General features: G+C 65.8%; 10 protein-coding genes. 7 read left to right on the forward strand and 3 right to left on the reverse strand.

Features of this window, described 5'->3' with window-relative positions:
- Positions 1 to 864 carry a hypothetical protein gene (locus GCM43_RS07830; protein ID WP_152242994.1) on the forward strand — a complete coding sequence of 288 codons (864 nt, stop codon included), beginning with the start codon at positions 1 to 3 and terminating at the stop codon, positions 862 to 864.
- A 52-nt stretch (positions 865 to 916) separates the two neighbouring features.
- Here the strand turns inward: GCM43_RS07830 and GCM43_RS07835 are convergent, their stop codons facing one another.
- The 3 genes from GCM43_RS07835 to thiD form a co-directional block, all read right to left on the reverse strand.
- Positions 917 to 2,506, reverse strand: a complete 1,590-nt coding sequence (locus GCM43_RS07835) for an FGGY-family carbohydrate kinase (protein ID WP_152242995.1) — start codon at positions 2,504 to 2,506, stop codon at positions 917 to 919.
- 62 nt (positions 2,507 to 2,568) lie between these two features.
- Positions 2,569 to 3,855 carry a glutamate-1-semialdehyde 2,1-aminomutase gene (gene hemL, locus GCM43_RS07840; RefSeq protein WP_152242996.1) on the reverse strand — a complete coding sequence of 429 codons (1,287 nt, stop codon included), beginning with the start codon at positions 3,853 to 3,855 and terminating at the stop codon, positions 2,569 to 2,571.
- Between the two features lie 54 nt (positions 3,856 to 3,909).
- Positions 3,910 to 4,764: a bifunctional hydroxymethylpyrimidine kinase/phosphomethylpyrimidine kinase gene (gene thiD / locus GCM43_RS07845; RefSeq protein WP_152242997.1), complete on the reverse strand. Its 855-nt coding sequence runs from the start codon at positions 4,762 to 4,764 to the stop codon at positions 3,910 to 3,912.
- Positions 4,765 to 4,860: 96 nt separating this feature from the next.
- Here thiD and GCM43_RS07850 point away from each other — a divergent pair, with 96 nt between their 5' ends.
- The 6 genes from GCM43_RS07850 (at position 4,861) to GCM43_RS07875 (ending at position 14,153) form a co-directional block, all read left to right on the forward strand.
- Positions 4,861 to 5,013: a rubredoxin gene (locus GCM43_RS07850; RefSeq protein ID WP_152243608.1), complete on the forward strand. Its 153-nt coding sequence runs from the start codon at positions 4,861 to 4,863 to the stop codon at positions 5,011 to 5,013.
- Between the two features lie 100 nt (positions 5,014 to 5,113).
- Entirely contained in the window at positions 5,114 to 5,512 is a 399-nt protein-coding gene (locus GCM43_RS07855; RefSeq protein WP_152242998.1) for a response regulator, read from the forward strand.
- Between the two features lie 62 nt (positions 5,513 to 5,574).
- Entirely contained in the window at positions 5,575 to 5,940 is a 366-nt protein-coding gene (locus GCM43_RS07860; RefSeq protein ID WP_152242999.1) for a response regulator transcription factor, read from the forward strand.
- Between the two features lie 10 nt (positions 5,941 to 5,950).
- A complete protein-coding gene (locus GCM43_RS07865) occupies positions 5,951 to 6,556 on the forward strand; it encodes a chemotaxis protein CheW (RefSeq protein WP_226929387.1) in 606 nt (201 codons plus the stop codon).
- Positions 6,556 to 8,820: a methyl-accepting chemotaxis protein gene (locus GCM43_RS07870; protein WP_152243000.1), complete on the forward strand. Its 2,265-nt coding sequence runs from the start codon at positions 6,556 to 6,558 to the stop codon at positions 8,818 to 8,820. The genes GCM43_RS07865 and GCM43_RS07870 overlap by 1 nt, the downstream gene beginning before the upstream one ends.
- A gap of 17 nt (positions 8,821 to 8,837) precedes the next feature.
- Positions 8,838 to 14,153 carry a hybrid sensor histidine kinase/response regulator gene (locus tag GCM43_RS07875; RefSeq protein WP_226929388.1) on the forward strand — a complete coding sequence of 1,772 codons (5,316 nt, stop codon included), beginning with the start codon at positions 8,838 to 8,840 and terminating at the stop codon, positions 14,151 to 14,153.
- The last annotated feature ends 25 nt before the right edge of the window (positions 14,154 to 14,178 follow it).

Below are 14,178 nucleotides of genomic sequence, written 5' to 3' on the forward strand. Positions count from 1 at the left end.
ATGTTCAAAGCACTCTCGCCGCTGCTGTTGATTGCTGTGTTGGCGGCACCGGCCCGGGCGCAGTCACTGGTGGAACCTGTCGCCTGGTCCTTGCGTTTGACGCAGGAGCAGGGCGTGACCTATCGCGGCCTGGCCAGTTTCGACAAGGCTGGCAAGGGCGCTACCAATACCACCTACGTGATGCCTGGCGTGGCCGGCACGGTGCTGGCAGTGGCGGCGCATGGCTTGCTGATCAATAACGGCTTGCGCCAGCAAAAAAGCGAGATTGAACTGCGGGCTGACCAGGTGCTTGAGCCTTATCTGCCGGTGCTTGGCGCCGTGAGCCAGCAAGAGCTGATGACGCAGGCGCTGGCGCGCGCACGCACAGGCAGTGCGCGCAAGCTCATCAGCCATCTCGATATGGACGAGCAAGGGTGGATAGTTGAAAGCGCACCGGTGTTTTTCATGACCCAGGACCAGGGTGCGCTGATACTTGAAAACGTCATTGCCGTGTATCGCCCCGGTGCGATGCGGCAGGCCAGCTACACCAATACGGTGCGGGTCGTGTCGCGCCTGGTGGAACATGAAGACCTGCCAACTTACTGGAATGCAGCACAGGGCGAGCCATTGCGACGCCACAGTGCAGCGCTGCTAGCCATGTCGTTCGATATCGCCCTGGCGCAGGCGCAGGCCGATGCTGCGGCGCCTGCTGCCAGCGCCTTTCGCACGGTGCGCTATCAGCAGGGCGGCAAGGAGGTGGCCGAGCGCGCGCAGGTGCTGGGCGAGCAGTGCGCGCGGGTTCTGATCAAAAATCTGCGTGGCTGGCTGATGTCGGTCCCGCTGGGCAGGTCGGCGGTGCCAGACGGCTGTGCTGCCGAATCCTGAACTGTTTCCGGCGCCAGCCGGCTGCGCTGCCTCTGGCAATGTTACCGGCCTGTCAGCCTGCTTCGGGCTGGCCGGCTAGCTGCTGGTCCTGGTAAATCCGGTGCATCAGCGTTTTCAGCGCCGGATAGGCGTCGCGATAATGGCCGAAGGTGCGCCGGTAAATGGCGCTGGCCTGCGGCTGCGGCGTGCTGCGCGGCACCAGCGTGACCCAGCCTTGCTGCGCGCGCTGCGCATCGATCATCCCGGCGCCCAGCGCGGCCAGCAGCGCCGCACCGAGCGCCGCCTCGACGTTTTCAGCGATGGTCACCACTTCAAACCCGGTGATGTCGGCAATGATCTGCATCCACAGCGCCGAGTGGGCGGCGCCGCCGACGACGATCAGCTGCTCGTCGAGCGTGGCGGCGCCCTGGCTGCCGGCGTCGATATTATGTTTGAGCGCAAAGCTCACACCCTCGAGCACGGCGCGGTACAGATGGGCGCGGCCATGGTACAGGTTCAGGCCAAGAAAAGCGCCGCTGGCTTTTGGGTCCCAGATCGGGCTGCGCTCGCCCATCAGATAGGGCAGGAACAGCACGCCGTCGGCGCCGGGCGGCACCTTGCCGGCCTGGTCTTCCATCAGCTGGTGCACATCGGCGTAGCCCTGCTGCTTCGCCTGCGCGATATCGGCCTGGCAGAAAGCGTCGCGAAACCAGCTGACCGAGGCGCCGGCGGTAATCGCGCCGCCAAACACATACAGGTCGTGCCGGCTGTTGAGCACATGCGGCATGCTGACCAGGCCGTGGCGCGCATCGGTATGCTGGCGGATGGTGCCCCAGCACATGCTCGTGCCGATCATCGCCACATGCTGGCCGGCGCGGCTGACGCCTGCCGCCAGCGTCGCCACGGCGGCGTCGACGCCGCCGGCAATCACCGGCGTGCCGGCCTGCAGGCCCAGTTGCTGCGCGATCTGCGGCAACAGATGGCCCACCACCTCGGACGAGTCGACCAGGCGCGCTGGCATCATGCGCGCCGGGATGCCCAGTGCGTCGAGCATCTCGGCCGACCATTGGCGCGCCGCCAGATCGTACACGCCGCCGATATTGCCGGCCGAGCTATGGTCGACCGCCACTTCGCCGCATAGCAGGTAGTTGATATAGCTGTTGGGCGGCAGCAGGTAGTGCGTGCGCGACCAGACCTCGGGCTGCCGGTTTTTCAGCCACAGCATCTTGGTGTAGCCGTAATAGCTGTCGACGCCGTTGCCGGTAATGTCCTGCAGGCGCTGCTGGTCGACATGCTGGCGCACCCACTCCACCTCGTCGGTGGCGCGCCGGTCCATCCAGATCAGGCACGGGTATAACGGTGTGATGTCGGCGTCAACGGCAATGCCCGAGCCGCCATACAGGCTGGTGACGCAGATGGCCTTGACCGAGGCGGGCGCCACGGCGCTCTTGCGCATCACTTCCTGCACGCAGGCCATCACGGCGTCGAACCAGACCGACGGCCATTGTTCGGCCCACAGCGGTTTGGGGGTATCGACCTGGTAGCCCTGGCCATGCTGGGCGATGATCTTGCCGCTGCTGTCAACCAGCAGCGCCTTGGTGCTCTGGGTGCCGATATCGACACCGATAATGTACTCTGCTGTGTACTCTGCTGCGTGGTCCATGCTGTCTCCTTTTTTGAATGCATCATAGCAGGAGAGCAGCATGGACAGCTGGCTGGCAGCGCTTACTTCAGCGTGGCAAACACCTTGCGCGCGGCGTCGATGGTGGCGTCGATAATGGCGTCGTCGTGCTGCGCCGAGACAAAGCCTGCTTCAAACGCGGCCGGTGCAAAATACACGCCTTCGTCCAGCATGGCGTGGAAGAAGGTATTGAACTTGCTGCGGTCGCCGGCCATCATTTCAGCGTAAGTGGTCGGTGGCGTTTCGCTGAAATACAGGCCGAACATGCCGCCCACGTAGTCGGCGCAGAAGGTTACGCCGGCCTCTTTGGCCGCAGCCGACAGGCCTTCGGCCAGGCGTTTGGCGCTCGCTTCCAGGCGCTGGTAGAAGCCCGGCTGCTGGATCAGTTTCAGGGTCGTCATGCCGGCGGCCACCGCCACCGGATTGCCCGACAGGGTGCCGGCCTGGTACACCGCGCCGATCGGCGCCATATGCTGCATCAGCGCCGCGCTGCCGCCGAACGCTGCCACCGGCATGCCGCCGCCGATCACTTTGCCCAGCGCCGTCAAGTCCGGCTTGATGCCGTACAGGGCTTGCGCGCCGCCCAGCGCCACGCGGAAACCGCACATTACTTCATCGAAAATAAGCAGTGCACCGTGCTGCGTGCACAGCTCGCGCATGGCCTGCAGGAAGGCCGGCGTGGCTTTCACCAGGTTCATGTTGCCGGCCACCGGCTCGACGATCACGCAGGCGATTTCGCTGCCGAAGCTGTCAAAGGCGTCTTTCAGTTGCTCGACGTTGTTGTAGTCGAGCACCAGCGTGTGCTTGACGAAGTCTTCCGGCACGCCGGCCGAAGTCGGGTTGCCGAAAGTGAGCAGGCCGCTGCCGGCCTTGACCAGCAAGGAGTCGGCGTGGCCGTGGTAGCAGCCTTCGAATTTGACGATCTTGTCGCGGCCGGTGGCGCCGCGCGCCAGGCGCAGCGCGCTCATGGTCGCTTCCGTGCCCGACGAGACCAGGCGTACCTGCTCGATCGACGGCACCAGGCGCGTGATTTCTTCGGCCATCAGCACTTCGCCTTCGGTCGGCGCGCCGAACGACAGGCCCAGCGCGGCAGCGTCCTGCACCGCTTTGATCACCTCGGGATGGGCGTGGCCGACAATGGCCGGGCCCCACGAGCCGATATAGTCGATATAGCGCTTGCCATCGGCGTCCCAGAAGTAGGGGCCTTCGGCGCGCGTGATAAAGCGCGGCGTGCCGCCCACCGAACGGAAGGCGCGCACCGGCGAGTTGACGCCGCCAGGCGTGGTTTTTTGCGCGCGGGCAAACAGGATATCGTTCTGTGAAGTCGTCATGATAAGAGTACCTTGAAAGTGATCGTTGTCTGGAGCTGCGTTGTCAGCACCGTGTCAGCCGGTTACGCCAGGCTGGCGCTGGTAGAGCCGGTTCGGCACCAGCTTGCCCATGCCGAAGCGGCGTGCATGGGCCAGCGCGCCGGCGGTAAAGTCCTGCGCCGCCGCTACCACCTGCGGCACGTCCTCGTCGTCCTGCGCCAGCGCCAGCAGCGCCGTGGCGGCGGCCGACAGGGTGCTGCCGGCGCCGTTGAAGATGCCGGGCAGGTGGCGCCATTCGTCGTGGCGCACCACGCCATCTTCGCCGAACAGGGTGTTGGCGCGCAGCTTGCCTTCGCCCTTGCCGCTGTTGGCCGGGTCGGCCGGCATGCCCGTGACGAGCACGTATTCGCAGCCCGAAGCGACCAGGTAGTCGACGTCGTTTTGCAGCGTGTCGGACGGATCGGCGTCGCGCCAGGTTTCGGCCAGGCGTTCCAGCTCCACCGGAGAAATTACCAGCAGCGTCGTTTGCGGGATCAGCAGCTGGCGCACGGCAGTAAGGATATCTTCGTCGTCCATGCCCTGCTCGGGCAGCGCCGAAATGAACGGATCGAGGATCAAAGGCACGTTCGGATAGTCGGAAACGATTTCGGCAATCGCCGTCACGTTTTCCACGCTGCCCAGCGCACCGATCTTGATGGCCGCCACCGACATGTCTTCGAGCAGCACGCGGGCCTGGTCGGATACCCAGTCGGGGTCGGTAGGCAACACATCCTCGACGCGCGCCGTATCGCTGATCAACAGGCCGGTGGTGACCGACAGGCCATGGCAGCCGAACGCGGCAAAGGTGGCCAGATCGGCCTGGATGCCGATCGCACCGACGGGATCGGCCACGCCGAAGCTTAATATGAGGGGAGAAGTTTGGTTTTGCACGGCGGGTAGATTAAGATACCTAATTGGGCATTTTACTTGATTGAAGGATGGCAGAACGTGAGTAGCAACGAAACAACGCAGCAATTTCAAACCTGGATGTGCCTCATCTGCGGCTGGATCTACGATGAGGCAGCCGGCCTGCCTGACGAAGACATCGCTCCGGGCACGCGTTGGGCGGATGTACCGATGAACTGGACCTGCCCCGAATGCGGCGCGCGCAAGGAAGATTTCGAGATGGTGGCGATTTAATCAATTTTAACTGACAGGCATGCGCCGTGTCCTGTTGCTGCTTTGCGGCAGCAGGCAGCGGCAGGCTATGCTAAGGTATGCAAGCTTGCCTGATGAATAAATGACGAGTCCGCAAACGTTCGACGGCGCGACGATCCTGGTGATCGACGACAGCGCCACCATGCGCAGTTGCCTGGCCGCTTACCTGGGCGAGGCCGGCTACCGCGTGGTGCTGGCCGAGGATGGCTTCGATGCGCTGGCCAAGATCGGCGACTGCCAGCCGGCGCTGATCGTGTGCGACATCGTAATGCCGCGCCTCGATGGCTACCGCACCTGTGCGCTGGTGCGGGCCAGCGCCGGCTTTCACGCCACGCCGGTGCTGATGCTGTCGTCCAGGGAAGGCCTGTTCGAGCGCGCACGCGGCAGCATGGCCGGCGCCAGCGCCTGCCTGGCCAAGCCGCTGGCGCGCGAGGCGTTGCTGGCGGCCGTGCGCCAGCAACTGGCGGCCGTGGCGCACTGACTTGTTGTGCACTTATTTAATCCTTTAATGCGGCTAGACGCGGCAGGGAAGCTGGAAAGCAGATGGCTATACATACAATCCTGATCGTCGATGACTCGCCGACCGAACGCTACTACCTGAGTCAGATGCTGGTGCGCGCGGGCTATGCCGTGAGCATGGCCGAAGACGGCGCCGACGCGCTGGCGCAGCTGAAACAGGCGCGTCCCGACCTGATCCTGATGGATGTGGTGATGCCGGGCGCGAACGGCTTCCAGATCACGCGCGCGATTGCCCGCGACCCGCAATTGCACGATGTGCCGGTGATTATCTGTTCGAGCAAGAGCCAGGAAACCGATCGCATCTGGGGCTTGCGCCAGGGCGCGCGCGATTACCTGGTCAAGCCGGTGGTCGAAGCGGACCTGCTGGCCAAGATTGCCGCCCTGTCCTAGGCCGATCCCGATGATGTCTGTATTTGCGCCGCCAGATTCCGCCGCCCTGCCGCCAGTGCTTGCCGGCGCGCGCCAGGGGCGCTTGCGCCAGTACCAGTTGCAGCTGCTGCAGCGCATGCAGGCGGCCCGTTCGAGCGCCCAGGCCGGCAGGAAGGAACTGGGCGTGCTGCTGGGCGGGCGCCACTGCCTGCTGGACCTGACGCAGCTGGGCGAGATCGTGATCCCGGCCGGCCTGGCGATCCAGGCCGTGCCGCTGGCGCAGGACTGGTATCTGGGCCTGGCGGCCATGCGCGGCCGCCTGACGGCAGTCGTCGACCTGGCGCTTTTTTTTGGCGAAGCGCCGTGCGTGGCCGACGCCGACAGCCGCATTATCAGCCTGGCGCCGCGCCTGGGCGTCAACAGCGCGCTGCTGGTCGGGCGCGTGCTCGGACTGCGCCAGCAGCGTGGCATGCTGGCGTTGGCGCATGCAACTGACACGCCGCAGTGGGCGGCGCAGGTATTGTGTGACAAGGATCAGCAGCAATGGCTGCGCCTGGACCTGGCGCAGCTGGCGCAGTCCGAACGCTTCCTGGACGCCGGCTTTGCCGCAGCGCCAGTGATGCAGGAGAGGCGCTGATGGGTGCGCCGCTCGATCATCACTCGGCCATCCTGGCCGCCGAGCCGCAGGCTGCACCGGCTGCACCGGCTGCATCTGCTGCACCTGCGCTGCCAGCGCCGGACGAACTGCCGCTGCGCCTGCGCGATGCGCTGGGCAGTCGCAAGACACTGGCCGGCGCCCCCGCGCGCGACCTGAAGCTGCCGCTGATCGGCCACCTGCCGCTGAAAAAGCAGCTGAGCATTTTGTCGACCGTGATGGCGCTGAGCCTGGCGGCGAGCCTGCTGTTTGTCACCCTCAATATGCGTTCGGGCGCGATTGCTTCGGCGCAGACGCAGCTGGCCAGCGATGCGCTGATGCACTCGCAGCGGCTGGGCAAGGCTGCGCCCAATGCGGTGCAGGGCAATCCGGAAGCGTTTCGCCAGCTTGAAGAAAGCCGCAATGAACTGGACCAGGATTTTCGCCTGATGGTGCGCGGCGGCGCCTACCATGGCCGCGATATCGGCGAGTCGCGTGCCGGTTTGCTGGCGGCCGTGGCCGATGCGCGCAAGAAGTGGGCCAGCAGCGACCGCGCGGCCGGCACCATCTTGCGCCTGAAGGCCGAACTGGGCGACTTCGACAAAGCCTTGCAGCAATTGAATGCGCTGTCACCAAGGCTGCTGGCGCAGACCGAGGAAATCGCTGCGCTCAAGGTGCAGCGCGGCGGCAGCGCACGCGAACTGGCCGTGATCGGCCGCCTGATGATGCTGACCCAGCGCATGAGCCGCAGCGCCAGCAGTTTTGTGGAAACCGGCAGCATCAGCTCGGAAACGGCGTTTGCGCTGGGCCGCGACGCCACCTATTTCCGCGCCGCCGTCGACGGGCTGTTGAACGGCAGCGCCGCGCTGCAGCTGCCGGGCACGCGCGACGCACAACTGCGCGAACAGTTGCTGGCTCTGAAAACCAGCTTTGACGCCTACCAGACGCTGGTGTCGGCCATACTCGACCGGCTCGATAAATTCAGCGCCGCGAAAAGCGCCGAGCAGCTGATCTTCAGCGAAAACGAGGACTTGCGCCAGCGCCTGACGTTGCTGCAGCAGATGTACCACGACAACCAGGAGACGCTGGACCTGAGTTTCTGGCTGATGGTGGCCAGCGTGCTGCTGACCCTGATCGCGGCGGCCGGCATGGGTCGCGTGCTGCTGCAGGACTCGGTCAACCGCACGCGCGAAGCGGAGCGGCGCCGCCAGGACGCTGAAATCCGGCGCCTGCTGTCGCAGGAAAAGGAGCAGGAGGCCAAGGCGCAGAACGACCAGAGCCAAGCCGCCATCCTGCGCCTGATGGATGAACTGCAGAAGGTGGCCGATGGCGACCTGACGGTGCAGGCCACGGTATCGGAAGACATTACCGGCGCCATTGCCGACTCGGTCAATTACACGGTCGAGGAGCTGCGCGGCCTGGTCGGGCGCGTAACGGCGACGGCCGAGCAGGTCAACCGCGCCTCGACCCAGGCGCAGAGCATGTCGAGCAAGCTGCTGATCGCCTCGCAGCAGCAGTCGCGCGAGATCCAGGACGTCAGCGCCACCGTGGTCAACATGGCCAATGCAATTACCGAGGTATCCAGGTCGGCCAGCGTGTCGGCCGACGTGGCGCGCCAGTCGGTCGACGCCGCGCTGCAGGGCTCGACGGCGGTGGAAAACGCCATCAAGGGCATGCATGAGATCCGCGAACAGATCCAGGATACCTCCAAGCGCATCAAGCGCCTGGGCGAGTCGTCGCAGGAGATCGGCGAGATCACCGAGCTCATTTCCGACATTACCGAACAGACCAATGTGCTGGCGCTGAACGCGGCGATCCAGGCCGCGTCGGCCGGCGAGGCCGGGCGCGGTTTTTCGGTGGTGGCCGAAGAGGTGCAGCGCCTGGCCGAGCGCTCGGCGGCGGCGGCCAAGCAGATCGGCGCGCTGGTGCGCACCATCCAGACCGATACGCAGGACGCCACGCGGGCGATGGACAAGTCGACCCAGGGCGTGGTGGAAGGCGCGCGCCTGTCCGATGCGGCCGGCGCGGCCCTGAACGATATCCGCCAGGTGTCGCAGCATCTGGCTGAGCTGATCGAAGGCATGTCGTTTGCCACCGGTGCCCAGGCCGGCTCGGCCAGCGGGGTGGCGCTCAATATCGCGCATATCCTGAGCGTGACCGAGCAGACCCAGGATGGCACGCAGCAAACGGCGCAGTCGATCCATAAACTGTCGATGCTGGCGCAGGAACTGAAAAATTCGGTGTCGCGCTTTCGCGTCGCTGCATAATCTTGACCGAGGCATGCATGAGACCACCTGACACCAGCCACTATGCGCAGCAAGCGGGACCGTTCGACAGCGAGCCGCTGTCGTGGGTCATGGTGGAAATCCGCGAGGCGCTGGGCCGCTCGAAGACGGCGCTGTTCGAGGCCGGTGGACGCGAGCGCGAAGAGCGCGCCACCGCATTGCAGCATGCGCGTTCGCACCTGCATCAGGCGCACGGCGCGCTGGTGATGGTCGACGTGGCCGGCGTCAGCCTGCTGACGGGCGCCGCCGAGCAGGCGCTGGCGCGTTTTCGCGACGGCAGCCTGGAATGCACGCTCGACCATGCGCAGGTGGTGGCGCAGCTGTACCAGGCCATCGTCGAATACCTGGAAGACCTGGTGGCGGGCATGGCGCCGCAACCGACGCTGCTGTTTCCCTACTATCGCGCGCTGCAGGCGATGCTGGGCGTCGATCGCATCCATCCGGCCGAGCTGTTTTTTACCTCGGCGGCCAGCCTGGACGGCGCGCCGATCGCGCTGGCCGACCCTGTCATTGAAGCCGACTATCCGGCCTGGCGCGCGCGCTTTGAAAAGTCGCTGCTACCGTTCCTGAGGGCGCAGCAGGACGAAGTCCGGCGCGAACATGCGCAGGCCCTGCAGGCGGCACTGGCGCTGGTGGCCGATGCGCAGCAACAGGCGCCGGCGCGCAGTTTCTGGTTCGTGATGCAGGCGGTGGCCGGACTGGCTGCGGCCGGCGACACGACGGCCCCTGATGACAAGAGCCTGCAGTTCAAGCAGCTGTTCGGCCTGATCAACCTGCAACTGCGCCGTCTGGCGCAGGGCGAGGCCAGTTTGCCGGAAGCCATGCTGCGCGACGCACTGTTCCTGATTGCCGCCAGCGATGCTGTCACGTCCGATGCGCAGCAGGTACGCGCGGCGTTTGGCCTGGGCGCCGCGGCGCCGCTCGATGTGGCGACGCGCCGTTATGGCCTGGTGGACCAGGACGCCTTGCAGGGCGCGCGCACGGCGCTGGCGCTGGCGCGCGACAGCCGGCAGCAGCAGGCGATGGAAAAATTCAGCGCCGCCGCACTCGAGGCGGCCGCCTGCGCCGAGCGTCTGCAACTGCCGGCGCTGGCCGATCTGTTGCAACAGGCAGCGCAGGCGCCGCTTGCGGCGGAAACCGATAGCGCGCTGCTGTTTGCCGAAACCGGCCTGGCGCAACTGCGCCGCCTGCCGCCGGACTTTGACGACAATGCGCGTGCCATCGCTGCGCGCCTGCAGGCACAACAAGCCGGCACCGCGCCTTCGCCGGCGCAGGGAGAACTGTCGCGCCAGATCGAGCAGGAGCAGAGCGTTGCCGCGCTGGCGGCGCAGATGAAGGCGGGCCTGCGCCAGATCGAGCAGGAGCTCAATGCCTATCACGCCGATATCTCGCGCCATGCCGGCCTGGACGATCTGCCGCCAGTACTGCAGGCGCTGCAGGCCGCACTGGCGCAGTGGCAGCAGAATGCTGCCAGCGATGGCGTGGCGCAGGTCGAAGCGACCGTGCAGGCGTTAGCTGCCAGCGCGCCGCCGCTGCCGGTCGAGCAGCAACTGGACGCTTTCGATGCGATTGCGCAGAACGTCAGTGCGCTGGGCTTTTTTGCCGATATGCTGGGGCGCAACGCCCAAGCCGCCAGGGCGCGTTTTCATTTCGATCCGGCCAGCGGCGCTTTTCGCGCGCTGCCGTTTGAAAAAGTGGCGGCCGCCGGCGCCGTACCGCTGCTGGACCAGCCCTTGACGCCGGCGGCGTCGCTGCTGGCCGAACCGGCGCTGCCAGGCAGCTTCGACGCCGACATGCTCGATATTTTCCTGGCCGAGGCACGTGATGTGCTCGCGCATATCGACAACCTGCTGGCGCAGCAGCGCCAGCAGGCTGGCGCCCACGACCAGCTGGCGCTGCTGCGCCGCGCTTTCCATACGCTCAAGGGAAGCAGCCGCATGATCGGCCTGACGCAGTTTGCCGAAGCGGCCGGCGCCATCGAGCAGGTGATGAATACCTGGCTGGCCGAAGCGCGTCCGGCCAGCGACGACCTGTTCACTCTGCTCAAGTACGGCTGGTACCAGCTCAGCGAATGGGTGGCCGAACTTGAAGGCGGCGGCGCGCTCGAGCGCGAAGCGGGCATGCTGCTGGACGCGGCCGAGCGGGTACGCGCCGGCGGCGCCTTTGAATTGCGCAAGCCGCGCCCCGCCGCGCAGGGCAATGTGATCGGTTTCCCGGCTGCCACCGCGCCGGTGGCGCACGAGACGCCGGACGACCATCTCAAGCATGTGGGCGATTTGCGCATCAGCTTGCCTCTGTATGGCATTTACCTGGCCGAAACCGACGAACTGCTGCGCGTGCTGACGCGCGACTTCGGCGAGTGGCGCCACGAGCCGCGCGCCGTCAGCGCCGAAGCGCTGCAGGCCGTCCATACGCTGGCCGGCTCCTCCGGCACCGTGGGTTTTCTGGCCTTGCGCGATGTGGCCCATGCACTGGAAATTGCCATTGAAACGGTGGTGCCACCACTGGCAGGCCTGAGCGAAGCGCAGCACGACATCCTTGAAAAAGCCACTGCCGTCATCGCGCAGATGCTGCAGGCGTTTGCCCAGGGCGAGCTGGCTGCGGCGCAGCCACAACTGATTGCCGAACTTAATGCCTTGTGGCGTGAATTGACTGCGCCAGCGGCAGCGCCGGTGCCAGCCCCGGGGGCAGATCCTGTGGGTCAGACCCCAGCCGTTGCCGTAGGGTCGACTGAAGAGTCGCCACTGGACACCCTCTTCAGCGCCACCTACGACAGCATCATGCACGATGCTACGCAGCCGTCCACCCCGCTCGACGCACTGTTTGCCGCCACCTACGCCAGCATCCTGGCCGGCACGCCGGCGGCGGGCAACCCGGACGCCGAGCCGCCAGCCTCGCCAGCTGCACCGCGCATCAAGCTGCCGCCAGCACCCGATACCAGCGCAGTCGACGACCTGTTCGATTCGGTCTTTGACGCCGTGCCGCAAACGCCTGCCGAATCCGCGACCGAACCGACAACCGCATCGACAACCGAAGCCACGGCTGCACCGCTGCCGGCCGAAGCGTTTTCCACCCCGGCTGACGCCGCAGCGCTGCTGGCGGCCAGCGCCGGCATCAGCGACGAACTCGATCTCGACCTGCTGCCGGTATTTCTGGAAGAGGGCGCCGACCTGCTGCCGCAGATCGGCGAGGCGCTGCGCAACTGGCAGCAGCAGCCGCACGACAGCGGCCAGGCGCAGATGCTGCTGCGCACCCTGCATACCGTCAAGGGCAGCGCGCGCATGGCCGGCGCCATGCGCCTGGGCCAGCATGCGCACGAGATTGAAACGCATATTGAAAACATGCTGCATGCCGGCACCGCCACCGCGCAGGCATTTGAAGAGCTGCTGGCGCATTACGACCATGCACTGCATCTGTTCGAACAGTTGCAGCAGCCGCTGCTGCCGTTGCCGGGCATGGACGATGCACCGCCGCCCGAACCGAAGGCGGCGCTGGTGCGCGTGCGCGCCGATATCCTTGATCGCCTGGTCAACCAGGCTGGCGAAGTGTCGATTGCACGCTCGAAGATCGACAACGAAGTGGGCCTGCTGGGCGGCTCGCTGGGCGAGTTTTCCGACAATCTGGCGCGCTTGCGGCGCCAGCTGCGGGAAGTGGAAATGCAGGCCGAGTCGCAGATCGCCTCGCGCATGGCCGTCGGCAGCGAGCGTGAATTCGATCCGCTTGAATTCGACCGCTTTACGCGGTTGCAGGAGCTGACCCGCATGATGGCTGAAAGCGTCAACGATGTGGCCTCCTTCCATGAAAACCTCAGTCACAGCGTAGACGCGATCGGCGACGACCTGGTGCTGCAGGCACGCCTGACGCGCGACTTGCAGCGCGACCTGATGCAGATGCGCATGGTGCCCTTTGCCAGCATCGCCGAACGCCTGTTCCGCGTGGCGCGCCAGAGCGCCAAGGAGCTCGACAAGCGCGTCAATCTCGATATCCGCGGCGGCGATGTGGAGATCGACCGCAGCGTGCTCGAACGCATGGCTGCGCCGTTCGAACATCTGCTGCGCAACGCCATCGTGCACGGCATCGAGTCGCGCGAATCGCGCGCGCAGGCGGGCAAGGATGAAACCGGCGAATTGCTGGTGCAGATCAGCCAGCAGGGTAACGAAGTGGCGATCGTATTTTCGGACGACGGCGCCGGGATCGATCTGCAGCGCGTGATGGCGCGTGCGCGCAGCAAGGGACTGCTGGCGCCGGACGCTGTACTCGATCCGGTGCAAGCCATCGACATGCTATTTACGCCCGGTTTTTCCACCGCCGACAACCTGACCGAACTGGCCGGACGCGGCATGGGCATGGATATCGTGCGCTCGGAAGTGCTGGCGCTGGGCGGGCGTATCGACACGCAGTCCGACGCCGGAACCGGCATGCGCCTGACCGTGCATCTGCCGCTGACGCTGGCCATTACCCAGGTGGTGCTCTTGGCCGCGCATGGCCAGACCTACGCGCTGCCGTCGGTACTGGTCGAGCAGGTGCTGTACCTGAAGGGCGAGGCGCTGGCGCAGGCCCAGGCGGCAGGCCAGATCGAAGCCCATGGCCAGATGCTGGCGCTGCAGCATCTGTCGGCGATGCTGGGCGAAACGGTGACTGCGCCGGCGCTGGCGCGCCAGGCGCCGGTATTGTTGCTGCGCAATGGCAATGACAAGCTGGCGCTGCAGGTTGACGAAGTGCTGGGCAATCGTGAAGTGGTGGTCAAGCATGTGGGGCCGCAGCTGGCGCGCATGCCCGGCATTGCCGGCGCCACTGTGCTGGGCACGGGCGATATCGTGCTGATTTTAAATCCGGTGGCGCTGGCGCAGCACCTGCAGCATCATCCGGAATTGCTGGCGCAATATGCGATCGCGGCAGAAGGCAAGCGCAGCGCCGCCAATGCGCAGGCAGCGCCGCGCACCTGCATCATGGTGGTCGACGATTCGCTGACGGTACGGCGCGTGATGCAGCGCCTGTTCGAGCGCGAAGGCTACCAGGTGCTGCTGGCGCGCGACGGCGTCGATGCGCTCGAGCAGCTGCATGAACTGGACGCGGCAGCCATGCCGGCGTTGCTGGTGGCCGATATCGAGATGCCGCGCATGGACGGCTACGACCTGGTGCGCAACCTGCGCGCCAGCGAGCGCACGCGCAGCCTGCCGGTCATCATGGTCACCTCGCGCAGCGCCGACAAGCACCGCGACCATGCCTTCGAACTGGGTGTGAACGCCTATTTCGGCAAGCCGTTCCAAGAGGAGCAACTGCTGGCCGAGGTGGCGCTGCTGGTCCATGGCTAGGGTTGTGGTGGTGGCGGATTACGCT

The sequence above is a fragment of the Janthinobacterium aquaticum genome, assembly GCF_009208565.1.
Classification (GTDB): Bacteria; Pseudomonadota; Gammaproteobacteria; order Burkholderiales; family Burkholderiaceae_D; genus Janthinobacterium.